Raw genomic sequence first — 23,893 nt, 5'->3', positions numbered from 1 at the left:
ACCAACGAGCTCGCGTTGAATCCCGTCGCCTCCGTTGGAGCCTCGGGTGCGGGCGCACCTGTCGCAAGAAGTAGGACAGGCACGCAGCTCTGGTTCTCTCAGTCAGTCGTTGCTTTCGATGAACGGAGACGATCAGCGCCTTCGAAGTCCGACCAACATTGACAATTGGCATAGAGATCGCCGGACCTGCAGCGCGGTCGAAGCAAGCATCGCGCAGGCGTGTGGCGTCAAGGCATCACCAAGCTGCACATTACGCCTTCATCGCTCCGCGCCGCAGGTCTGACTTCTTTTGGCCCTACCGCAGCCAAACGTCTTGACGACGTGCGCTGCACTGGCCAATTTCAAACAAGGAGCTGAACGTTGAAGCTTTGCAGCGGGGTGTTCGATCCAGAAGAGCTTTCTGCCCTCGGACGACTTTATGATGGCGCCGTCAACGCGCTTCCCCCATCGATGCGGAGTCCAGAAAATCGCACGGCAATCGCCAAACTCATCCTGGAGCGTACAGCGGCTGGCGAGACTCAACTGGCACGACTGACGAACTTGTTGAGCGCCCTTTCCCCTAAGGGTTGATCCGCCGCCATTCTAAGGATAGTCACCACTCGCGTGCCCGCGTGGAAGACGTTTCAGCTGGAGCTTAGAAAGCCGCTTGAATCATACGTGACGTCAGGTTGTAGGCTTTGAAATTGAAGAACATGAACAGAGCTACACCAAGAAGGCGTCGATGGCGCATTGGCGAACTTGCAGAGGCGACCGGAGTAACGGTACGCACGCTGCACCATTATGAGCACACTGGACTGCTAGCCGCCACAGAGCGCACTGACGGCGGTCACCGGATGTATGATCGCGAAAGCGTGCAACGGGTTCACCAGATTCGCGCGCTGCGAGAGCTTGGCTTCTCGCTAATCGAGATCCGTAAAGCGATGGAGGGCACGACCTCACTCACGGACCTGCTGCGCAAACATCTAGAACGCATAGAGCTTCAAGTCGCGCGAGCAACTCTATTGCGCGACCGTTTGCGCAACATGACCATCGACGGCGAGGCGCAGGTAAGTGTGCATGAGCTGCCTGCCACCCTGAATGCCATGTCGCGGGTCGAGACGCGTAGTCAGACGTCCCGATGCACCTGCAATTTAGCTGCGGAGCGCGAGGACCGCTGGCGGCGAATCCGCGACGACCTTCGCGATTGCATGGATCGGGGCGAGCCACCTTGCGGCGAGCGGGCAAAGGCTGTGGCAGTTGCAGCACGCTTGCTGATCAGCGAAATCGCCGGCGCCGATTCACGCGTTTCTATGATCCTGAAGGTACTTGCACGATTAAGCGCCCCCAGCAGTCTGGCTGGTTGGGATACCTGCCTGATGCAATATCTCGATCTCGCCCTTGGCGGGTTGGAGGATCAGCCGTACTGACGCGTTCACGGCTATTTCCACACGTCGTCCAGACCAACCACTAGAAGCGCCAGGTCAACCGGCCGCTCTCTGTTGCGGCTGAGAGTCTTTGGGGAATGGAGCGGACAGATTCTCATCGCCTATCGATCCGCGTCCGTGACGGCTCCATCGCTCCTCCCAAAAGGGCTTGATCCGCACGTAACGTCAGATTGTAGACCCGCCCTCGTTGGAAGCTTCACCGGGCCATCGCACGTCTGCTCGGCAAGCAACCTCGCTGCCGACGTGCAAGCTTACAGCTAACTGTGGCTCACTTCAGGTGAGCATTGGAAGTTCTACAATGGTGAATAGGCGGAACGCCTCTGTTGCGAGTGTAGCGCTTCTCTTCTGCGCTCTCACCGGTCCGTCAGCCCACGGCTTTGAAATAAAGATCGCCGTGGCTGACCCTACGACCGGAAATAGCGCCGCGTTCGGCGCCCCGGTGTGCAATGGTGCGGCTGCGGCTTTATCGATTCGGACGACAAGTTACTCCGCAGAGCTATATTGCCGGTGAAACGGACTTCAGAGCGTTGGTCTCAAGAGTGAGGAAGGATCGGGTTCGCGCCGCCTGTATCGGCGGTTATCATACCGAAATTGGATTGTTTCTACGCCAGGCATCAGAAGCAAAAGCAGACTTCATAGTCATGGCGAACGATCGGCTGATGACCTCCGAATTCCGGGCCATTACCGGCAGCGCTGGCTTTGACACACTGTTTACCTGCATGCCCGCCCCCGCCGAGAATGCCAACGCGGCCGGCGCGGTCGCCGGTCTCAAAGCTTCCAGCCGCGCTGAAGGCTACACGCTATACGCTTATACAGCTGTGCAAGCCTGTGCAGAGGCGGTGAACCGTAGCGGCTCCTTCGACCCCGCGCGGGTTGCCAGCGCACTTCGTTCACGGCCGATCGATACCGTTGTTGGCCCGGTCCGGTTCGACAAAAAAGGAGACAATTCGGCTTCTGGATTTCTGGTTTACCGCTGGCGCAACGGCCCTGTTGAACGCGTCAAGAACTACTGATTTGCACGCAACGCCGCTTTCCCGACCGCAAAGTATACGCATGGTGAGACGTCCTGCGAACTTGGTCGCGGCCATACTCGCCAGCTCTTTGATACTTGCTGCTTTCGGAGCGTTTTTCGCTCTCGCTGCGGCCCTCGCAGAGCTACGCAGCGTTGGGCTTACGGAGGTGCTACATCCAATGATGGACGAATAGCAGCGCCGTTGTCTGATCCGGTCCGCAGCACAGGGCTCCGAAGCAGCTATTGACAGGTCTTCCGGGTTTAAAGGCATGACCTTTCCGCAGCCAAGTAATTGAAAGTTCATGACAAAGAAAGTGAAGCAAGATATTTATGGTCAAGCACGGGCTGAGTCGGAAGCGTTCGCCGCTTCTGTCAGATTCGTGACCGGACCAGCATCTACGCATTCTCTTGCGTCGATTATATCGCGCAAGCTCACATCCACGAATGGAAGAGAGAGAGCGGGCCGGCATGAAGCAATCAGGACCCACAATCTAGGCTACAGTCGGTCACTGCGGATAGCCGAAGCTGGTGGATAGTCGACGCCGAGATGCATGTCTCTCTCTTCGGCTTGGGATTACCTGGGGTTTTAGGTTCGGATTCAACGCTATTGGCCCCGCAACTTCGTGCTCGTCAATTTTGATCGGGCATCTCCAGATCAGCAGCGCTGCCCGGCATTGCTTATGCTCGCTAGACCCATACCGCAGGAAACACCAATTAACCGACTTCCGATGAAGGCACTCAGACTGCTCACGTGCGCTATCAACGAGCTGGATGCATCCCATCAACACTTTCTATTTTACTAATTCAACCCAATCACCGCATAAGTCGGTCGCCGGCTTACGGAAAGCAAAGTTCACGAATGTCGCGCGATAATGGATCTTTTTCAGCTTGGTCGCAGCATAACTCACGTCTGTCGTGGCTGCATCGAGCAATGTTTGACAGCGAGACACGCGGGGCACGAATGCGATGCGGTGACCAATCGCAGTTGGCGCGGACTCTATCACCTCGTCGCCACTGCATTTGGCACGATACTTGAAGACTCCAAGAAGTCAGCTCTCACGCACACTGTTCGGCGATGGTAAATGCGTCCGCAGCATAGAACTCAGGCAGGTGAGCTGCCCTTTGCAACGGTGCAGGTTGGACTTTTCGCTCTGACGAGGCCTGCAGTGTCAACAATCCAATGCCCCCGCGGCGGCCTCGAAGCAAAGCAGTACAATCAGCTGTTGGTCCCCCAACGGCGTCGCTGCCATTGCCGGACGCGCTGGACAGCTCAACAATCCATTCAAATCCCACGCCGTCTACAACGCCTTTTGCTTTTCGCTCGACCCTCATTCCGCCTTTTCGGTCCTTTCGCAGCATATGTGTGCCCGCCTCTAGGGGACCGGGCGCAGCTCCTGTGCAACAATCATTCGTCCAGCTTAGCGTCGGGCGTCTGGCGAACGGCAAGCGATACCTCTACTCAGCGTGTCTTGCATTTCACCACTTTGGAGAAATACCGTGGAACTTGACCCTTCCAATTCGAGCATACAGAACCTCGAGGATCGTATCGACCTGCAACTCGAGATCGTGGCTGCCCTCATGCGCGAAGAAGACGACGAGCTCGAAGCGATCCGATTACTTAATGCGCTCATAGGCCAAATGATTACGGCGGAACTGGAGCTTGGCCAGCTTGGCGATAAGAGAACCGGCAACGGACGAAAGCGACTGTCGCGAGACCGTGGCGTTTACCACCCCGAGGACCTTCAGGTTCTGGGACGCCTATTTGATCAGACCGTGGCGGCATTACCGGCCGCGCTGCGGACTTCCACCAATCGAATGACGATCGCCAAGCTTATTTTTTCACGTGCAGCAGCGGACTGAGACTTAATTTTTGTTTTTCCAAGGGGTTGACGGCGTTGACCGACTTTCAATTACCCATAACTTTGACCACTCGGGCCGATCCACTGATCGGCGAAAACTTGAATCGAAAGAATCACTTGTGATTCCTTTCTGAGCACCGCAGCTTGGCGAGGAGTCGCTCGGTCATGATGAGTCCAGGCGCAACCGCATTGCAGCGGATCTGCGCATGACCGTATTGGGTGGCGAGTGAGGCCGACAGCATGTTCATCGCCGCCTTCGACGCGGCGTAGGACGTCAGCGCGGTGTCACCGCTGAGCCCCTGGCACGACGACATGTTGACGATCGCGCCACCACCGCGGGCGATCATCCGTGGGATGGCCTGCCGGCAGCAGAGCACGCGCCCCATTGCGCAAGATTTAGGTGAGTATATCGTCGACGTTTCCTGGCTGAATCAGCTTGGTGATGTTATCTTTGGACACGGCATATCGCTCCTTCGGTGGAGAAGTGGAGTTGTCAAGCACCCCATGATATGCCGCCTTTCCGATTTCCGCCGTCACCAACTTTCAGCGATAGCTCCCTGCTCGTCTTGGCAATTTTTGCCTGAGACCTATCACCGGCGGACGTGATCAGACCCGCAGGTTTTTAGCGCTGCTCTGGCCACGCTTGGGGTCGACTTTGACTTCGTAAGAAATCTTTTGACCTTCTGCCAAACCAGAGAGTCCAGTGCGTTCTACGCGCTAGGTGTTTAGTCCCGGGCTTTGATGGTGCATCCTTATCGCACGATTCGAAGGAAGCGCTATGGGATAAATTTTACACGGCTGCGCCACCACGACGGAGGCGGTCCGTCGAGCAATACAAAATAGTCAAGAGAGCCTAAGAGCGCTGGCTAAGCGCTATGGGATCAATCCCAAAACGGTCGCCAAGTGGAAGAGGCGCGGCTCCGTCACTGATCTGAAGACAGGACCCAAGGAGCCAAAGTCCACCTCTCTATCGGTAGAGGACGAGGCCATCATCGTGGCCTTTCGCAAGCATACCCTGTTGCCGCTCGACGACTGTCTCTACGCTCTTCAGGCCACGATCCCGCACCTGACCCGCTCATCCCTTCATCGATGTCTTCAGCGCCACAGCATTTCGCGGCTGCCGGAAGTGGAAGATGGCAAACGCATCAAACGCAAGTTCAAGAGCTACCCAATCGGCTGCTTCCACATCGACTAGCTGAGGTCCGCACCGCCCAAGGCCGGCTCTATCTCCTCGTCGCCATCGATCGCACGTCGAAGTTCGCCTACACAGAGTTGCACGAGAAAGCCACCAGGCGCGTCGCCGCTGGCTTCTTGCAGAATCTCATCAAGGCCGTGCCTTACAAGGTTCACACCGTCCTCACGGAGGATGGCACCCACTTCACCGATCCGGCCGGCGACAGTTGGACCACGGCTGACATCAAGGAGAAGATCGAGCGGAAGGAGTTCTTCTGGGCGCATGCTTTCGTCGTGGCCTGCGCCCGCAACGATATCGATCATCGCCTCACCGAGCCCAAACATCCCTGGACCAACGGTCAAGTCGAACGCATGGACCGAACGATCAAGGACGCCACGGTCAAGCGCTTCCACTACGAAACTCACGCCGAGCTCCGCAGTTACCTCTCAGACTTCGTCAACGCCTACAACTTCGCCAACCGACTCAAAACTCTCAAAGGCCTCACACCCTACGAGTTCATCTGCAAGGCCTGGACAAAAGAGCCAGAACGATTCACCCTCTATCCGCTCCAGCTAATGCCGGGACTAAACATCTAATGTGGACAAAGATGTCGTTTCCGCCGTCATCTGGAGCGATAAATCCCCACCCCTTTTGAACATTGAACCACTTCACAGTACCTGTTGCCATACGATCACTTCCTTTGCCGCCGCACCCAGTCCATACGCTGGTGGGTAAGGGTGCCAGAAACATAGCAACCGGCGTGCCGGACCGAAATTGCTGATACTACAGGGATGGCGAGCATCGGGTCGACGACAATGGACGCAAAGCTGACAACCGCGTGCGACTGCCAACATTCTCAGGCTAGCTCAATCAGTTGGGATTACTCGAAGGCAGCACATGGCGGGTCGTAGGTTCTGGAACGGCATGATGCGAGCGCCGTGTGCTGCAGCAGAAAGTGCTCGCCCCTATTGGCTCGCATATAACCTCTTAGACTGGTCACGCGCAGCAAGTTGATACCGGTGTCGTCGTATTCATCTGTGCCAGTGCCAGATCGATCACACAACGTCCGCAACACGACGCCGAGCCTCTGGACCCGCACCGGCGAGGCACACCTTTCTATCTACTATTGAAGCATTCACTGCGCAAATTCTCGGGTGGCACACTCTTTGCTGGTTGGGTCCCAGATCCCTGCCGTGGAGAACGCGCATTAGTACCCGTTGCAAACCCTGCAATCGCCGTTGTGGGGATCGCGAGCTATCGATCAAGCACTGTGGAGCGTACTTGATGCTCAGCTTCCCCGATTCGTTTGGCATTGAGCCGCAGATGGCGCACAAAGCGCGGCTGCTTGGCCGCGCAGACGTGGTCCGCCAAGCCCGCGACATGATCGCTCGCGTCACCTGCGAATGTTGACCGCCGCCGACAAGACCCAGTCGATCCAGTTGGCTACGGGCCGGCTCGATATCGCCGTGGACAAGGCGGCCTGGCCGCTGGACAGCCTTTGCGCGTTTGCAGCGCGCGAAAATCCGCGGCGGGGGTTCCTGGTCGTATCCCGCGTCCTAGGGCGTTATCTGCCCGCCACGCCGCAGATGATGCGGCAGAGCGCCCGCGATCTCGCGGCGCGGCTTCCAGACGATCTGCCGGGGCCGGTGCTCGTCGTGGGCCTGGCCGAGACCGCCGTGTGCCTTGCCCAGACGGTGCACGAGGAATTTCGCCTCGCAACGGGCCGGGTCGACATCCACTTCCTGCATTCGACGCGACAGCAACTGGATCATCCGTTGCTGTGCCGCTTCGAAGAACCGCACAGCCATGCCTCCGCGCATCTGATCTACAGGCCTGCGCTTCCGGAGCCGCGATCACTGGTATTGGTCGACGACGAGATCTCGACAGGAACGACCCTTTGCAACCTCGCCCAGGCGCTCGCCACTGCTTGGCCGCGGATCGAAGCGATGGCGGTAGCAACGCTGACCGACTGGTCGGCCGGCAAGGCGTGGCAAGCACGCATGCCGCGTCCCACGCGCATCGCGGCGCTGCTGCGCGGACGCATGGAGTGGACGCAGGAGACGACGACGGTGCTCAACAGCGCGTTCGATACCGCTGCCGCTTCACTCGGGCGCATGGCGACGCATCGCAATTTCGGTCGGCTGGGACTCGACGGGCCCGTCGTGCCCGAACCCGATACCGCTGTGCCCGAGATCCTCGGCCCACTGCGGATCATCGGAACCGGCGAGTTCACCTATCCCCCCTTCCTGCTGGCGGAACGACTCGCAGAAGAAGGGCATGATGTCGTCGTGCAGGCGACCAGCCGAAGCCCCGCACTCCCCGGTGCCGCGATGGTGACCAAGCTCCGCTTTGCCGACAATTATGGAACGGGCGTGCCCAATTACCTCTACAATGCCGACCGGGCCGATGGCCGCGCGAACTGGATCGCGCATGAGACCGGCGCGGCGACAATCGACCCTGGGCTGATTGCCGCTCTCCGTGCCGAACTGATCGGCTGGACGGCATGACGCGTGCCATCGCCCTGGTCGATCTGGACGACACACTGTTCCAGACGCTGCGCAAATGCCCGCCCGATTTGCCGGCCGACCGGTTGACGCCGCTGGGCTTCGCGCGCGACGGATCGCCGCTGAGCTATGCGACCCCTCAGCAGATGCAGTTCCTGGAATGGCTGGCCGATACGACGCATCTCGTCCCCGTCACCGCCCGCAGCCTGGACGCATTGCGGCGGGCGCGCATTCCATTCCGCGCAGCGGTGTGCGCGCATGGCGGCGTCGTGCTGGATGACAGCGGTCAGGTCGACATGGACTGGGCTGCGACGATTGCCGACCGCGCCGCGCCCTTCGCGTCGCAGCTTGCTGGCCTAGCGGAGGCGATCAGGCGCAGGGCGCGCGACCGCGGCATCGCGGTCAACGCGCGTGTGCTGGTCGAGGACGCGCTGCCACTCTACACCGTGGCCAAGCATGAAGATGCGGATGCCGCGGCACTTTTTGCGGTGGTCGACGCTGCCGTGCCGTCCTTGCCCAAGGGCTGGACGGACCACCGCAACGGCAACAACGTGGCGCTGACGCCACCCTATCTGGGCAAGGCCCATGCGGTGGCATATATCCTACCCGACCTCCGCGCACGCTTCCCTGATGCGCCGGTGATCGGCATCGGCGACAGCCGCACCGATGCGCCCTTCATGGGCCTTTGCGATTTCGCCATGATGCCCACCCGTTCGCAGCTGGCCGGCGGCATGTTCCATGCGGACTGAGGTTCCGTTCTCGGGCAGCTACGACCCGGCCGACGTCACCTTCCTGCTCAAGCCAGTGGTAATGGCCCCGACTTCCGTCGCCGAAAAGGAAGCGGCGATCCAGTCCGGTCGCCAGCACTATTCGGAGATAATCGCGCCGGAGAGGGTGCCGGACGACAGCTATCTATCCCTCTATCACGCCGCGCTTGCGCGGAACGGTGCCCGCCTGGCGCAGGATGTCGCCACCCTCGCTGCGCAGCTCGCCGCACGCAGGCCGGGGCGCGAGCTGGTAATCGTCTCGCTGGCGCGTGCTGGGACGCCGATCGGCGTCTTGCTCGCGCGGACCTTGCGGGCGCACGGACATCGCGCAGCCCATTATTCGATCAGCATTATCCGCGATCGGGGTGTCGACCGCGTCGCGCTCGCGCATATCGCCGGCCGGCACGATCCGCGAGACGCGGTGTTTGTCGATGGCTGGACCGGCAAGGGCGCGATTGCCGGCGAACTTCGCGCGGCCCTGGCCAATGCGCCATTAGGCTTCACACCGGACTTAGCCGTGATTGCTGACCCTGCAGGACAGGCAGACATCGCCGCGACGGCGGATGATTATCTGATCGCCCCGGGCATGCTGAATGGCATCGTTTCGGGCCTGGTCAGTCGCTCGATCCTCAACGCCGCGTGGGTGGGGCCGGGCGATTTCCACGCCTGTGTCACCTACCCGCAATATGCCGGTGCTGATCTCTCACGTGCCTTCGTGGACACGATCGCGCCGTTGGCCGCTGCGGCGATACCGCAACCGGTAAACGGGCACGGCGCCCGCCGAGCGGCGCTGAAACAGGACTGCGAGGCGATGATGCGGCAGTTGCTGGCGGAAAGCGGAACGCATGACCGCAACCGGATCAAGCCCGGCATAGCCGAAGCCACGCGCGCCCTGCTGCGGCGGGTGCCGGAACGGCTGCTGGTTCGCGATTTCGAGGACGCCGATGTGGGGCACTTGCTCTACCTCGCCGCCGCGCATGCCATTCCGGTCGATACGCTGGGCGGGGAATCGCAGTATCGCGCGGTCGCAATTATCCGTAGCCTTGGCGACGATGCATGAGCCGGCTTTCCGCCCTCGCCCTTGGCGCATCCTTGTATATGCCCTGCACCCGCGAGGATCTGGCCGATGCCTTGCTCGGGGGCTCACCTCTGAGCCCGCTGTGGGCGAATCTCTACTTTCGTCGGTTCCTGCTGGCTTGGCGCAAAACACGGGCACCAAGACCAACTCGACGCGCATATCGTGAACCACGACGGCGCGAAGGAGGTGTGATGTAGAGCACCTTTGAGCAGCCTTGCTGCACAGAAGATGGGGGTTGGCCCCTCGAACTCGGGTTGCAGGACCAGGGTTCAAACCACCGGCTGCTGCTTCGGCCCAATGGTCGAGGTGGTGAGCGAGACCGGAAAAGGCAGAGCAAGACTCTGTCAGGTAAGGATCGAGGAGACGAGCGCAAGCGAACCACCGAAGAACTGTCGAAAGCGTAGGGAAGACGTCAAAACCAAGGGGTAGTCGTTATCTTGGGATTAGTCTGAGCGATACCTGTTTACGGCTCAGGCGGCGTCCGGCAGGCGAGGTGGCGTGACCTCGGTTACGGCGGCATAAACACTCGGCATAGGCACTTGACGATCAGGCTGTATATGATCGCGGCACGGTCGCCGCCGTGGTCGGAGTCACAGAATAGCCAAGACTTCCGCCCCAGGGCGATGCCGCGCAGGGCTCGTTCGGCGGCGTTGTTCGATAGGCAGACGCGGCCATCATCGAACCGGTCATCCCAGCCCTTCAGCATGTAGTCCATCGCCTTGGCAACATCGTTGCGCCGGGAGAGCTTGGCGCGCTTTTCACGCATCCACACCTTCAGATCAGCGATGGCGTCACGTCTCCCTCCGGTGGGGCCCGCCTTGTCGGGTTAAGACGAGTGCTGTGTAACAGCGCTTATGGACAGCAATAAGTTCAGTGCTCAAATCGACCATTCGTCGGCACGAATTGAAGCGCGCATTCTTATTTTTGTTTCGCCGTTGACGCTGGTCGACCACTGTGTCGATGTAACCATCGTTTGAAGCTCGAACCACGGCGTTTGTTGGAGCAGCGTGCACTGCGTCAATAAAGCTAAGGGGTACGCGACATGTTCGTGACTTCAAAGGCGGAGAGGGATGCGATGACGACTTTGACCTGCGCATGCGCATAGAGCCACAAACCTCCAACTGAACACACACGAGAACTGAGCCCCCCGGCTGACCGGGGAATCAACGTACGCGGCTGAGGATGCGCGTGTCGAAAACGCAGACCCGTCATACAATGTTCGACATTACGCTCAGCGCATCGTACCTCCGGCTCGATTCCGACGACGAGGCTCTTTCCGACTTGGCGGGTCGACGGGGATGTCGCGGGTTCTGTTGAAGTTCTGAAGAGGTCGGCGTTGCCCACCTTGAGCCGCTAGGCTCGGGGTGCTGATTCCCCAAAGGAGAGCAACGCCATGCGAGAGATATCACACCGGCCGGTCGCCGGCGACTGGGGCTGTGGACGAAGCGTTTGCAGAAGTGCGGGCGAGCTTTGATCGGTTCTGCCTTGCGGCGGGCATCGAGGCGCTCGGCACGATGATGGAGGCGAATGTCACGGCGGCCTGCGGGCCGCGCCATGGTAGCGATGCGCGCGGCGGGCGCACCGTTGGGGCCGAACGCGGGGACGGATCGGCTTCCACGGCGGCAAGATCGAGGTCGAGCGCCCGCGGGTCCGGGGCGTGGACGGCCGCGAGGTCACGATCCCGAGCTGGGAAACGGCGGCGCAGGAGGACTGGCTCGGTCGCTGGGCGATGAACCTGATGATCAATGTGTCGACGCGCCGGTTCGGCCGGGCTGTCCGGCTGCCCGAGGGTGACGTGCCGGCACCGCCCGGATCGGGGATTTCGAAGTCGGCGGCCTCGCGGAGGTTCGTAGCGGTGTCGGCGGCGCGGCTGGCCGACTTCATGGCTGCCGATCTGTCCGCGCTCGACCTTCTGGTGGTCCAAATCGACGGGCTGCATCTCGGCGACGATCTCGTGCTGGTCGCCGCGATCGGGGTTGACGGCGAAGGCAACAAGCATCCGCTGGCGCTGGTGGAAGGGGCGACGAGAATGCCGCAACGGTTCAGGCCCTGCTGGAGAACCTGATCTCGCGCGGGCTCGACCCGACGGTGCCAAGACTGTTCATCGCCGACGGCGCGAAGGCGTTGTCGAAGGCGATCCGCCGCACCTTCGGTTCGGCCGCTGCGATCCACGCTGCCAGATCCACAAGGCGCGCAACATCATGGAACTGATGCCGAAAGAGCATCATGCGGCCACCCGTCGGGTGCTGCGCCAGGCCTGGGAGCTCGATGACGCCGACAAGGCCGAAAAATTGATCCGCAATCTCGCGCGTCAACTCGACCAGCAATGGCCCGGCGTAGCGGCCAGCATCCTCAAAGGTCTCGACGAAATCCTGACTGTCGTCCGGTTGAAGTTGCCGAAGGAGCTTCGTCGATCGCTCGCCTGTACCAACATCGCCGAGAACATGATGGGCACCATTCGCCGCGTCACGCGCAACGTCAAACGCTGGCGGGATGCCGGTATGGCCTTGCGATGGGTCGCGGCCGGCATGATCGAGGCCAACAAGGGCTTCCCACGATTGAAGGCGCATAGGCAATTTTCGGTTCTGCGTGCGGCTCTTCGAGTTCGTCATAATCGCATGACGATCAACCCCATTGCCCACGTCACGAGGGCCGCGTCACATTCATTCCGGCAACGTCGGCCCGACCTAGTTCAACAGCGATCGGGACATCCCCTCTACATGAACATGCAACCGCTCTATCAGCCGCAACTCTCTGGAAACGGAGCCGTCGCCTGATCAAAAGTGCGAAAGATTCTGGACAGTACCCCAATTTCCGATTCTGCGGATGGCACTGGGACTGACCCGCTTGTTTGGGCCGATAGGCGGCACTCAGCTCGACATCTCTCGCAACCACATCTTGGCGACTGGTATCACCCAGATTCTCGGAGACGAAACCCAACTCGGTGCGAAGAAAACTCGGATCCGCAGGATCTTCAGCGATTCCGAACGCAGGGGATCACGCCACCAAGCTCTGCCGTTGGATCAGCGGTTAGCTATGGCAATATGCCCGCTCTATGAAATACCCTTGCTGGCTCAGACGGGGTGAGCGCTAGATCACGGTTTAAACCATCGTATAGCCTCTACGTACCCTTCAATGGCGAATGTCTACTCCAATATGGTTGAGTAAATGCACGTTCATTCGATAGCTTGCGTTCTGCGCAGGACCTGCCCGGAGCACGGACTTTAACAAGCAATGAACAAACGGGACTGCATGACAGTACACAGACCGCCTGTAACACAGCAGAAAGCGACTGGCCCGGAAACGTATGCTCCCTACGCGACGCAGCCTGAGCGCAGTCAACAGAATAACTCCGAATGCGACCGACTGGGAAAGAAGGTGAAGGACGCGATCCTCATGAAACTATCATCGGCTTTCGGCGAAACGTTCGATTCGCCAAACAATCTCCAGCGGTTCAGCAAAAAGCTTAAACATGCTGAAATGGAAGCAGGTTTATAACGCATGGCGACGCAAGCCGAAATCTCCTATCATTATGATGTAGATAACGATTTCTACGCGGCCTTCCTAGACAAGGATCACATGGCCTATAGCTGTGGCGTCTGGGATGGTGCGCTTGACCTTGAGCATGCGCAAAAACAAAAATTGGCCCGAATTGCTTCGTTTGCCCGGGTGAAAGCTTCGGACCGGGTCATGGATGTAGGGTGTGGATGGGGTGGCTTGATTCGCTACGCGTTGGATGAACTTGGCGCCGCTTCAGCGGTCGGGCTTACTTTAAGCAACGATCAGTTCGCCTATATCTCCGGACGAAGTAGAGAGGCTATCCGTGTGGAGCTTCGCTCATGGGCCGACTATCCCACGCCAACGGAGAAATTTGACGCGGTGATGTCGGTAGGCGCGTTTGAGCATTTCGCATCGATGGAAGATCGCGCAGAAAATGTTCATCGCGACGTCTATAGGAAGTTCTTTCAGTGGTGCTCGGATATTTCGGTGGACAAGGCCAGTCTTGGACTGCAGACGATCATCTCCACCCGGCCTCCGCGCGATTTGAGCGAGGTGCGCGATGTACGGTTTCTGCTTGAAGATGTGTTCAGGGGTTCGGCGCTTCCGTACATTGATGACGTCTTGGAGGCGAGCAACGGGGTTTACGAGGTCATGGAGCTACGGCGCATCGGTAAAGACTACTCTAGAACGCTTTCGGAGTGGAAAGCTCGCCTCATCAAGAGTCGGGCAAAGGTTATTGATCGATATGGCGAGTCGTTGTTCCATCACTATGAGCGTTATTTCGATTCGTCAGAGCGCGTTTTCAACTCGGGACTTGTAGATCTGCTGCAGGTATCCCTGCGTAAAAAAGCACAGATATCCAACAAGCTGGCTAGGCCGACGAATGGACGCCGACCATGGCGAGCGAAGTGGTGACGCCTGCGGCCAAGCGGAAAGCTGTCGAGGGGCGGATGACGCCGGGCTTCGCCAGCGCATGCGGGCGATCGCCGAGGTGTGCCGTCGCTTCGGCTATCGGCGCCTGCATGTTCTGCTCAAGCGGGAGGGCTATCTGATCAATCACAAGAAACTGTTCCGGCTCTACCGGGCGGAAGGGGTCGCGGTTCGCGGCCGTAAGCGGGCGCTCGGGACCAGGGCACCGATGGTGGCGCCGATAGCGCCGAATGACCGCTGGTCGCTCGACTTAGTCTTGGATCAGCTTACCGATGGCCGCCGCTTTCCGAGATCGCGAAGGAGCAGGACTTGGACGGCCTCGTGTCGAAAATGCTGGCTTCGCGCTACCGACTTGCGAACTACAATTTTCAGGACGTTATGAGCCTGAACAGGCGCGGCAAGTTCGTGTTTATCTTTGACGGCTCCGACGAGATGAAGCATGCGCTGACTTGGGAGCAATTCACATTCAATTTCAAGCAAATTAACCGCACGGTGACTGGCAAATCACGTGTGATTATCGCGGGCCGGCCCAACGCCTTTCTCTCTGATGCGGAACATTCTTGGGCGCTTCGCGGAACAAAAATATCGGGCGACCGCAATTGGCGCATGCCGGACAGCCCGGAATATGAAGAGCTAACGATCCAGCAATTTTCTCACGACGAATCTATAGCATTCCTGCGCCGGTACCTTGAACGTGGCCATTACCAAGGGAGAGAGCCTAGACGAGGACAGGCAGAACTGGATCTCGACGCGCATCGCAGAATTTACCACGATGCGGCACCGTGAAGACTTCACGCGACCGGTGCATCTGAAGATATTCGCCGGACTGGCAACGAATCGCGACTTCGCTTTGAAGGACGTGAGCGTCTATCCTAACGCGCGCGACGAGATGATCTGAACTAACCTCGCTGCGCTTCCTTTCCAAGGCACGCGATATGGCAGACACTAGTTCGCGCCAGTCTTCTATTCCGTTCGCATCCACCAGAACGCACTCGAACTGCGCGATGCTGGTAGTGCGCTCTTCGATGTGAATCGAGCGATCGTCCTCGATGGTCACAAGCGTCACGGATTTCGGGCCAGCCTCGTTGATGTCCCGGCCCTGCGGCATGCCCGGCATCACGATGGCGCACGCCCCTTCGACGACCGAACGCTTGTGTACATGGCCGAGCGCCCAATAACGAAAGCCCGTGGCGGTCAGATCAGCAATGGTGCAGGGAGAATAGAGGTCGTGGCCTAGCGCACCGCCGAGGCTGGTGTGCAACACGCCGATGTTCACCGCCCCCTCGATAGCCGGCTTGTACCTGCCAAGCAGGCTCTCGGGTGCATGCGGCTGGGCGAAGCTCAACCCATGGATCACGATCGGGGTGCAGCCGGGCGCGCGATTGATGTCCACGGCCTCAGCGCGTCCCGTGAACACCTTCACCGAATCGGGCAGCACCAATTCCTTCGTGATTTTCGAGATGGCGTCGTGATTGCCGCGGACGATGAATACCTTCTGATACCAACCGCGTCCAGGCGCCGAAACTGCTCGGCGAGGAATCGCGCCGTCTTCATCGAAGTCTGCTCGCCATCATAGAGATCGCCGGCGATCAGCAGAGCGTCGACCTGTTCTTCAAGACACAGATCGATAATCCGCACGAAGGCTCCCGCGTGGCATTACCGATCACATCCGCCAACCTCCCGTCGCGGAGCGCGAGCGAGCGCAGCGGCGAGTCTAGGTGGACATCCGCAGCATGGACGAATCGATATGACACCACTCATTTATCCCCAGTTGCATACTCGGAAGCTTACGTTCCCAATCGATACCCATGATATTCGAATGTTTGGACGTGGTCAGGATATCCGTGGAAATCTACGGAAGCGCAGCGTCGTCAATCAGGAGGAAGAAATGGGTGGGAGCCGATTGATGACGTCTTGGAATGGTCAAGAAGCTCTTGCCCTGGAAACAGGATGCCCTAAGGCTTCTCCCGATCAGCAATGAGGTCGATGTCAATGAATTGCTAGCACCGGTCAACTCCACAAGGTCTATTGGATAGGTAGCAGCATGCGAACGCATTCATCAATGACATACTCGGGGATGCTCTCGAACTTATGCGGATTGAGCTGCATCACGTACTCATTCTCGATGTGGTACGACTCGTTGATAAATTTCCGGATCACATCATCGTCATGTTCGATATTGAAAATCCGGAACAGCTGGATTTTCTCGTAGCCGACATCCGTGGCCGCGAATTTGGCGCGGATGGCGTTCACGTCGTTCACCTCGGCGACCAGCGCATCATAGTTGAACCCTGGTAGGTGCTCTTTTCGGATACTTTCCTCTGCTGCCTGTTTCTCTTCCGGGGTCATGTTCCGGTTTTCAGTTGCCGTCTGCAGCGTGGGAACGACGCGGCCTTTGAATAGGCTTGCCAACAGATTGTACTCCACGCCGACTTCATCACGCAGTTCATAATCGCGCCGGAGATAAATGGCCTGCAGGATTGGGTCCTGCAGCGTGGCGATGTTAGCCCTGCAGACCCTGGCAAAGGTCTGGATGTCTTCCCTTGCGATCGGCACTTCTTTCACAATGCCGCCGCGCGAAGAAAGAAAAGATGCCGATGGTTTTGCCCCCTGAAACACCTCCTTGGTACTTTTGATAACATCGATGGCGGGCTCGATGTCGTGGGTCAGCAAAAGCGTGGTCCGCCCTCTCAGGCTAGCCTTGCCCTGGAACAGCTCGTGCAGGATGGCGAACTTCTTGCTCTTGTCGAACGACGAAATGGGGTCGTCCAGTACCACCAAATCCGGACTTTCGCTCAGCACTTGGTGCATGAAAAGAACCAGGGCGAAGGCGTTCTTTTCGCCGTAGCTCAGATGCTTGGACGCAGTTTCCAGATGACCGGCCAGATCCTGGTGCACCAGCTTCATTTTGTAGGATTGTTCCTCCGGAACGATCTCAACGACGTATTTGTACCCGGCGGACTTCAGGAACGTGTTGATGCTGACTTGGTTGGCCTCTATCGCCTTCTTGATCTTCGCCTTGTGCTTGTTGACCTTTCCGGTCAGGTCGCCAACCTTCGTAAGCAGGTCTTCAAGCTGCGCATTGACAGGATCTGTGATGCTCCGGGTCCCTGGGGAATCGAGCTTGTCCATGAGCGCTAGGTCGATCTTCAGCGGGGTGATCTTCTCACGGATTTGGTCCACGTCTCGCAGAGAAAAAAAGGAGATGGCCCGGAGACCTTCCAGCTGGGTGATCATGCCGTCGATCTCAGCCTTGAGGCTCGTAAGGAAACTTACCTCGGCGGCGGTCAGGTCAATCTTGGTTTTCGTTACCTTCTGCAGATTCTCGCAGCACTTCTCGCTGAAATATTTGCCGAGCCTTTCGATGACCGCCTTGAGCGTATTGAGGTGACCGACCGCCGTGGCGTCGAATTCCTTCTCGACTGCGAGGGCTGCATCTTTCTGCCCCTCACCAACAAGCGGGGTCGCGCAATAGGGACAATTGTCGCCCAGCTTTAGATACTCGTTGCCTTTGATCTGCCAGCTGATCCACTTGGACGGCTCCTGGCTTTTGATAAAAGTCTCGAAGGGCTTCAGTGCCTCAGGAATATTTTCGGTCTTATTACCGGTGCCGAACGCTTTATGAATCTTGCTGTTCTTCGGAATGTTGCCGGGCTTCGATTTGCCGAACGCATCCCGCAATTCCTTGAAATCGGAAATGGTCTGTTCGATTTCTGTATTGTTGGTGAGCGTCTGCTTCACGCCAGCCAGCAGAACGTCGATGGCGTCCATCGCAGCGACATAGTCCGGCGTTTTGATGAAGATGTCGAAGCTGTTCTTAAGGACTTCGTCTTTCTGGAAAACGAACTGCTGGACGTAATCCTCATCGAAGACAAGGGCGGAAGCTAGACCGTCAATACCCCGCACAGACGGCGGCGGTGCGTCCGCCTTGCCTCGGCTTTTGAAGGGCATGAGGTCACCGAGCGTACCATCTCCGCGAATTTGGCTGACAACGGCCTTTGCCAAGGTACTTTTGCCAAGGCCGTTGGGCCCGTATTTGATGTTGAGCGTACCTTTCAGCACGCTGATTTCGGCACGATCCACGCTGTTACAGTTGCTGATGACAACAGTTAGTTGGGTCATGCCAACGTGCTCCGGTTCAAGGGAGGAGGGACTATGAACCAAAAGCTCCGACTTGCGCGCAGCAGGTAAACTCAATCCCCAAGAAAACTCAAAATTATCGGAGTTGGCGGGTCTGGGACGCCTTCGGCAGTTTAGCTGCCGCCGCGCTGTAACCGAAGACATAGCAGATCGTAACTCGACAGAGCACGTAGAAGTCGTCCATGTCGATGTGGATGACTTTGCGCTGGCAGGCCCGAAAGCGACGCGCCGATCAGGATGGGTGATGTGCCGCGCTCAGTCCGGGAATTGCCCTTGGTGGTGCGCAGTCTTGTCGAAGGCGCTGGGCATCACATCGAACGAGTGTTTTTAGGTGCTGTCGAGAAATTTATCCGCTGCCCGATGACGTCAGCGTCTAATCGGGCATTCTTCCTTATCGGGCCGTCAGCAGACGACAGGCGAGCTCGCGCCCGCCCCACCGCATCGAGAAGGTCTCGGAGACCTCGAACCAGCTGCCGTCGTTGCCGATGCCATGATTGGCGCCCATACAGGAGCACTGGCATTCGTGCCCCTGTGCTTCCTGGCACGCCCGCGCCCAGATCTCCTGTTCGCGGTAAGGCTGGATGATATAGACTTTGCCGTAGCGCTGCAGTGCCCGATCGACGAAGTCGTTGAACCAGGATTTCGGCAGCTCCCAATAGGCGTCTGTCCCGATCCACTCAGGCGGCGTTCGTCGCCCGTTCGGCAGCAAATGGCAACCGCGCCCGAAGCCGTTCGCCACGCCCAGTTCGGCGCAGCACAACAGGAATCTGCTTCTGCTTCCAGACGTACCTGAGGTCGAAGCCGCGCCATAGGAATCTAACTCGAATCACGAGCGATCGCCCGAATTGCCGGCATCATACTCGATGCCACTTCGATCGTCCGCATAAAGAGCGGCGTGGCGGGCTTCTTGTCCACGCGGGGACCGGAATTTTTGCAATCTCAGCGTCGATAAAACAGCACGCGACCGGTGGGGACCAGCTGAAGAAGGTAGTCGAAATCCGCAACATTGGCGGTGAGAACCGTGAACCCGGCTTCTTGGGCTTGCAAGAATAGAACGCAGTCCTGAAGCGCGCGAAGCTTGTCGTCCTTCTGATAGCCTTGCAGCCGGCAGAGCATGCCCGAGAGGAGCGCGGCGCGGCCAGCGATGTCGGCATCCGGTGCAAAGATGCGGTGAAGCGGCATGCTGGCGATCAAGGCGCCCATCTGCTTGATGGCCACGGGCGTCCCGGGATGCCTGGGATTCAACACGCCGACCGTATGCATCAATTCCTGGATGGCGACAGTTGAATGATTGGGGTGCCGGAGCTCCAATAGGTCAGCGACGACACGCGGCGCGCGTCCCTGCAGGCCATCGATGTAGACGCAGGTATCAAGCAGAAGCTCCTGTCCGGCCTCAGGTCGATCGCCAAGGAACGGGAGTTCGCGGTCAGAGCGCCTCGCCAAGGTCGCGCCGGGATCGAACCGCGCCCAGCGAAGCGCAGCCGCGAAGTCAAATTCCGTCACCTCAGAAGCCGAGCTTGAGGTCGGGGTCGACCGACCCCATTGTCTTCTGGAACGTCTCGCTGAACTTGTCATCGAGCGCGAGGCTGGCGAGCGCAAACTCGATGAGATCCGTGTCGGTCGCGATACCGGTCTGCTGCTTCGCCCGCTGGATCAGCTCCGGGCTGGTGCGCCCTGCGATCCGCGCCCTCTTCTCTCCGAGCAGTCCCGAATGTTCTGCCGCAGTCATGATGGCGGTCACGCGCGAGACCGCACCAACCCCGGCCGTACCGATCTTGGTATCTTGGCCGACCATGGATCGCTTGCCGCGGAATGTGGACTTCTTTGTGCTGACTTTCGGCATCAAATGTTCTCGTGTAACAAATTTCGCATTTGTTTAACATAACGACTCCGGCGTATCCACTCAAGTCGCAAGGGTGGAATCGTCGCAGATGATCTTCCCTCAGACGACAGCTGCGTCCTAGCAAGCGGACCTTCCGCTCACTCGTCGCCTTCGATCGCACCTGCCGCGATGTCCTCAATGTCATATTCGTCCGGCGACCCGACAGGATCCGGAAACTCCCCGGCCAGCATTTTGTCCTTGCTGAGCAGGCCGGCCTCCTCGAGCATTTCCATGTCCGGAAGATCGCGCAGCGTCTCCAGGCCGAAATGCGACAGGAACGCCCTGGTCGTCACGTAGGTGTAGGGGGCGCCGGGCTGCGGGCTGCGCGGCCCGGCAGCGATGAACTCCAGTCCGCACAGCCGGGCGATGGTATCGCGGCTCACCTCCTTACCGAAGAAGGATGACAATTCGCTGCGATTGATCGGCTGGTAATAGGCGATGCAGGCGAGAATCAGCGCTTCGGTCTGCGACAACGTCTTGCCATCGTGACCGGCACCGATCGACGCCCGGATTGCCCCGGCGAAGTTTTTCCGCGTGCGGTGCTGCCAGCCCCCAGCGACCGCAACGAGCTCTTAGGGCCGGCCGCGCAGCTCATCACGGATGTCGTCGATCAGAAGGTCGATGCTGCAGTCGCGGCCGACAACGCGCGCCAGAACCTCGCGCGTCACCGGGGCGGACGAGGCGAAGATCACCGCCTCGACCCGGCCCATCCATTCGCGCCAGCGCAGCTCCGGCGGCAGGTCAGTGAGCTCAGTGTCGAGATCGTTCTGAGTCGCGCGCGCCGTCCCATCTCAGAGCCCGTACAATCGGAAGGTCGGCCGGCCGGTGAGCTCGCGCGTCGCGCCGAGCGAGACGAGCCGCTGGAACAGCCGTCGCGTGCTGCGGTCGGTCCCCATCTTGCCGGCGCCGGCGATCTGGGCATCTTCCACCATCAGGATCCCCACCCTGATGGCAGCGTCCTTGCCCCGCAACTTCGGCGCAACCGCCAGCAGGCGTGCCGCCCGCCGTGCTAGATCGTTGTAGAGGTCGATCGCGGCCACGGCGGCCGTCGTATAGGCCGCACAGAGCGCGCTCATGAAGACGGTCTCGCCCTCGAAGTGCTGCGGCGCTTTGCGCAGCGCGCCGCGCGACAGATGGGCCGCGAGCAGCGGCACCGGCGCTGGCCAGCGCAGCTGGTGGGCGAGGACCGCATCGGCCAGCCACAGCGGCGGCACCAAGTCGTCGTTCGGCAGCACGCGCCTGCTCGCGGCGATGATCTCCGCGGCAGCCAGCACCGGCATGACGTGCTGCTGCTGCGTATGTCGGCTGGCAAGTCCGAGGATCTGGTCCGTCAGCGAGTTGAGGGGATGGCCGAGTGCGGGTGCCAGGGCAAAATTCCACTGCTCCACGTCACTGGAGGCGCGTTAGCCGAGCTTGCGCCAGGCGGCGAGAATAGGCCCGCCGGGACCCGGATTGTCGACATCGCGGCGCAGGTACCAGTGGTCGCGCAGCACCGCCAACGAGCGATAATGTTGCCTTATCGTTCGTATTTCGTAGGATCCCTGCTTTCAGCGCCGAGAACTTAGAAAATCGCGCTCCGGAAGCCCTCCGCACCGTAGACCCCCGCGGCAAGAGATCGCGAAAGCTTGCCCAAAAAGGCTGGACATCGCGGCGCAACGCCGTATATGGTAGAATATTGACAAATAGGAACCAAGGAGCCTAACAGTGGCGCTAAGCATCAAGGATCCCGAGACCGAACAGCTCGCGCGCAGGCTGGCCGAGCGCACAGGCGAATCCATTACCACCGCAACAAAGCGAGCGTTGGAGGAGCGCTTGCGGCGCACAAGTTTCAACGCTCGCAAGGCCGCCCTTTTGGAGGATTTGGAAGCGATCCAACGGCGCTGGAATGCCCTTCCAGTTCTCGATAACCGCACCCCTGACGAAATCATTGGTTATGACGAAAACGGCATCCCCCGCTGATGGTAATAGACACATCTGCACTTATTGCGATCGCCTTCAATGAACCGGAAGCCAAAAGCTTTCGCGAACGCGTCGCGGACGATCCGGTTCGCCTCATCTCGGCCGCGACCGTTTTAGAAGCTTCAATCGTGATCGAGGCGCGGCTAGGCGAAGCAGGGGGTGGGAATCTCGATCTCTGGCTGCACAGGGCGGACGTCGAGATCGTTCCCGTTACCGCAGAGCATGCCGACCAGGCCCGCCGGGCCTGGCGTCGCTACGGGAAAGGTCGTCACCCGGCCGGATTGAATTTCGGCGACTGTTTTTCCTATGCCCTGGCCTCGCTCAGCGGGGAGCCCCTGCTGTTCAAGGGCACCGACCTCTCGCAGACCGACATCAAGGCGGCCTGACGATGAACACACTCTCTCCCCGCAACGAAAGCCTTCCCATCACTTCAGAGACCGTGCGAGAGACGGGCGAAGCACCCTCCCCTGCTCTCCCCTCCCCTGCCCGCCCATCTGGAACAGCTTGCCGATCGGGCCCGCAGCTATGTCGACGCCGCGAGCTCGGCGAACACGCGCCGGGCGTACACTTCCGAATGGAAGCACTTTTCCGGGTGGTGCCGGCGCCAAGGCCTCGAGGTGCTGCCGCCCTCCCCGCAGACGGTCGGGCTTTACATCACCGCCTGCGCCTCCGGCGCGGCGACGGCCAATAGCCAGGCGAACTCGGTTTCTACGATCGAGCGTCGGCTCTCAGCCCTGACCTGGAAGCGGGACACCGCTGGACCGCACGGATCGGCATATCGCGACCGTGCTTGCCGGCATCCGCAACGCCCATGGCGCCCCGCCCCGGCAGAAGGAAGCCGTGCTGCCGGAGGACATCATCGCAATGCTCGAGACGCTCGATCGCGGCACCCTGCGGGGCCTGCGGGACCGCGCGATGCTGCTCGTCGGCTTTGCCGGCGGCCTGCGGCGCTCGGAAATCGTCGGGCTCGACGTCCATCGCGACGACACCCAAGACGGCCAAGGCTGGGTCGAGATCCTCGATAAGGGCATGGTCGTCACCCTGCGCGGCAAAACCGGCTGGCGCGAGATCGAGATCGGCCGCGGCTCGTCCGACGCGACCTGCCCGATCGTTGCCTTGCAGACCTGGCTGAAGCTCGCCCGGATCGGCCATGGGCCACTCTTTCGCCGGGTGACCGACCAAGGCAAAGACGTCGGTCCGGATCGCCTGAACGACCAACAGGTCGCCCGGCTGGTCAAACGCGCGGCACTGGCCGCGGGTGTCCGTGGCGATCTGCCAGAGGGTGAGCGCGAAGAAAAATTCGCTGGGCATTCTCTGCGCGCCGGCCTCGCCTCCTCGGCCGAAGAGGAAGAGCGCTACGTCCAGAAACAGCTCGGTCACGCCAGTGCGGAGCAGACCCGCCGTTACCAGCGGCGTCGCGACCGCTTCCGGGTGAATCTCACCAAGGCCGCCGGTCTCTGATGCCGCTCCCTACCAAGGCTGTCAATCGGCGTTCTACTGGGGCTCTGACGCAGTTTTGGTGCAGCTCCGATTATTCTGCGCCGATTAGAGCGAGTTGGGGTCGAGTTGAATCGGAGGGATTGATCGGGATAGGGGGACGTCTCGCGACGCCACCCCTCCCACACCACCGGGCATACGGGTCCGTACCACGGCGGTTCGACTG

The 23,893-nt window shown here is 59.6% G+C and carries 15 protein-coding genes and 10 pseudogenes; 14 read left to right on the top strand and 11 right to left on the bottom strand.

All coding sequences use genetic code 11. The annotated features are described in order from the left end of the window. The first annotated feature begins 692 nt into the window (after positions 1-692). The 3 genes from XH98_RS36545 (at position 693) to XH98_RS36535 (ending at position 4,296) form a co-directional block, all read left to right on the top strand. The gene (locus tag XH98_RS36545; protein WP_271621933.1) at positions 693-1,406 is read left to right on the top strand and encodes a MerR family transcriptional regulator; all 714 of its coding nucleotides are present in this window, start codon (positions 693-695) and stop codon (positions 1,404-1,406) included. A gap of 464 nt (positions 1,407-1,870) precedes the next feature. After that, the gene (locus tag XH98_RS36540; RefSeq protein WP_271621421.1) at positions 1,871-2,437 is read left to right on the top strand and encodes an ABC transporter substrate-binding protein; all 567 of its coding nucleotides are present in this window, start codon (positions 1,871-1,873) and stop codon (positions 2,435-2,437) included. Positions 2,438-3,933: 1,496 nt separating this feature from the next. Beyond that, a complete protein-coding gene (locus XH98_RS36535; protein WP_271621420.1) occupies positions 3,934-4,296 on the top strand; it encodes a NolY in 363 nt (120 codons plus the stop codon). Positions 4,297-4,417: 121 nt separating this feature from the next. On the opposite strand, the pseudogene XH98_RS36530 reads toward XH98_RS36535, so the two are convergent. Both XH98_RS36530 and XH98_RS36525 read right to left on the bottom strand, forming a co-directional pair. Beyond that, positions 4,418-4,678 (bottom strand): annotated as a pseudogene (locus XH98_RS36530) (SDR family NAD(P)-dependent oxidoreductase); the annotation flags it as partial. Positions 4,679-4,901: 223 nt separating this feature from the next. After that, positions 4,902-5,009 (bottom strand): annotated as a pseudogene (locus XH98_RS36525) (cold-shock protein); the annotation flags it as partial. Positions 5,010-5,082: 73 nt separating this feature from the next. Here XH98_RS36525 and XH98_RS36520 point away from each other — a divergent pair. Next, positions 5,083-6,065, top strand: a pseudogene (locus XH98_RS36520) (IS481 family transposase). Here XH98_RS36520 and XH98_RS36515 read toward each other — a convergent pair. Further along, positions 6,025-6,156, bottom strand: a pseudogene (locus tag XH98_RS36515) (cold-shock protein); the annotation flags it as partial. The pseudogenes XH98_RS36520 and XH98_RS36515 overlap by 41 nt on opposite strands. Positions 6,157-6,872: 716 nt before the next feature. Between XH98_RS36515 and XH98_RS36510 the strand changes: the two are divergent. From XH98_RS36510 to XH98_RS36500, 3 genes are read left to right on the top strand one after another with little or no spacing between them, the layout of a single operon-like run. Beyond that, positions 6,873-7,976, top strand: coding sequence for a phosphoribosyltransferase domain-containing protein (locus XH98_RS36510; RefSeq protein ID WP_271621419.1), 1,104 nt, complete (start codon positions 6,873-6,875; stop codon positions 7,974-7,976). Continuing rightward, entirely contained in the window at positions 7,973-8,722 is a 750-nt protein-coding gene (locus tag XH98_RS36505; RefSeq protein WP_271621418.1) for a hypothetical protein, read from the top strand. Before XH98_RS36510 ends, XH98_RS36505 begins: the two co-directional genes overlap by 4 nt. After that, positions 8,712-9,800 (top strand): cysteine protease StiP domain-containing protein, encoded by a 1,089-nt coding sequence (locus tag XH98_RS36500; RefSeq protein WP_271621417.1) that lies wholly within the window; start codon positions 8,712-8,714, stop codon positions 9,798-9,800. The genes XH98_RS36505 and XH98_RS36500 overlap by 11 nt, the downstream gene beginning before the upstream one ends. 559 nt (positions 9,801-10,359) lie before the next feature. On the opposite strand, the pseudogene XH98_RS36495 reads toward XH98_RS36500, so the two are convergent. Continuing rightward, positions 10,360-10,605, bottom strand: a pseudogene (locus tag XH98_RS36495) (IS66 family transposase); the annotation flags it as partial. Positions 10,606-11,222: 617 nt separating this feature from the next. Here XH98_RS36495 and XH98_RS36490 point away from each other — a divergent pair. The 4 genes and pseudogenes from XH98_RS36490 to XH98_RS36475 all read left to right on the top strand — a co-directional run. Beyond that, positions 11,223-12,475, top strand: a pseudogene (locus tag XH98_RS36490) (IS256 family transposase); the annotation flags it as partial. Between the two features lie 844 nt (positions 12,476-13,319). Further along, complete coding sequence (locus tag XH98_RS36485; protein WP_271621416.1) at positions 13,320-14,234, top strand: SAM-dependent methyltransferase; 915 nt, start codon at positions 13,320-13,322, stop codon at positions 14,232-14,234. Positions 14,235-14,265: 31 nt separating this feature from the next. Then, positions 14,266-14,535 (top strand): annotated as a pseudogene (locus tag XH98_RS36480) (IS3 family transposase); the annotation flags it as partial. Positions 14,536-14,558: 23 nt separating this feature from the next. Continuing rightward, positions 14,559-15,035: a hypothetical protein gene (locus XH98_RS36475; protein ID WP_271621415.1), complete on the top strand. Its 477-nt coding sequence runs from the start codon at positions 14,559-14,561 to the stop codon at positions 15,033-15,035. Positions 15,036-15,117: 82 nt separating this feature from the next. On the opposite strand, the pseudogene XH98_RS36470 reads toward XH98_RS36475, so the two are convergent. From XH98_RS36470 to XH98_RS36440, 7 genes and pseudogenes are all read right to left on the bottom strand, one after another. Next, positions 15,118-16,003: pseudogene (locus XH98_RS36470) on the bottom strand (metallophosphoesterase family protein); the annotation flags it as partial. A gap of 271 nt (positions 16,004-16,274) precedes the next feature. Further along, a complete protein-coding gene (locus tag XH98_RS36465) occupies positions 16,275-18,371 on the bottom strand; it encodes an AAA family ATPase (protein ID WP_271621414.1) in 2,097 nt (698 codons plus the stop codon). A gap of 409 nt (positions 18,372-18,780) precedes the next feature. Further along, positions 18,781-19,128 carry a hypothetical protein gene (locus tag XH98_RS36460; protein ID WP_271621413.1) on the bottom strand — a complete coding sequence of 116 codons (348 nt, stop codon included), beginning with the start codon at positions 19,126-19,128 and terminating at the stop codon, positions 18,781-18,783. Positions 19,129-19,328: 200 nt separating this feature from the next. After that, positions 19,329-19,607 (bottom strand): hypothetical protein, encoded by a 279-nt coding sequence (locus tag XH98_RS40965; RefSeq protein WP_333932796.1) that lies wholly within the window; start codon positions 19,605-19,607, stop codon positions 19,329-19,331. Positions 19,608-19,893: 286 nt separating this feature from the next. Further along, positions 19,894-20,232: a hypothetical protein gene (locus tag XH98_RS36450; RefSeq protein WP_271596974.1), complete on the bottom strand. Its 339-nt coding sequence runs from the start codon at positions 20,230-20,232 to the stop codon at positions 19,894-19,896. Between the two features lie 137 nt (positions 20,233-20,369). Then, positions 20,370-20,981, bottom strand: a pseudogene (scpB, locus tag XH98_RS36445) (SMC-Scp complex subunit ScpB). A gap of 81 nt (positions 20,982-21,062) precedes the next feature. After that, positions 21,063-21,659, bottom strand: a complete 597-nt coding sequence (locus tag XH98_RS36440; protein ID WP_271621412.1) for a DUF1403 family protein — start codon at positions 21,657-21,659, stop codon at positions 21,063-21,065. A 316-nt stretch (positions 21,660-21,975) separates the two neighbouring features. Between XH98_RS36440 and XH98_RS36435 the strand changes: the two genes are divergently transcribed. The 3 genes and pseudogenes from XH98_RS36435 to XH98_RS36425 form a co-directional block, all read left to right on the top strand. Next, the gene (locus XH98_RS36435) at positions 21,976-22,230 is read left to right on the top strand and encodes a type II toxin-antitoxin system VapB family antitoxin (protein WP_271596972.1); all 255 of its coding nucleotides are present in this window, start codon (positions 21,976-21,978) and stop codon (positions 22,228-22,230) included. Continuing rightward, a complete protein-coding gene (locus XH98_RS36430; protein ID WP_271596971.1) occupies positions 22,230-22,616 on the top strand; it encodes a type II toxin-antitoxin system VapC family toxin in 387 nt (128 codons plus the stop codon). The genes XH98_RS36435 and XH98_RS36430 overlap by 1 nt, the downstream gene beginning before the upstream one ends. Before the next feature lie 90 nt (positions 22,617-22,706). Continuing rightward, a pseudogene (locus tag XH98_RS36425) lies at positions 22,707-23,691 on the top strand (tyrosine-type recombinase/integrase); the annotation flags it as partial. Positions 23,692-23,893 lie beyond the last annotated feature (202 nt).

Origin of the sequence: Bradyrhizobium sp. CCBAU 51745 (assembly GCF_028128715.1) — a bacterium.
Classification (GTDB): Bacteria; Pseudomonadota; Alphaproteobacteria; order Rhizobiales; family Xanthobacteraceae; genus Bradyrhizobium; species Bradyrhizobium manausense.
This window is presented reverse-complemented; position numbering and strand designations above follow the sequence as displayed.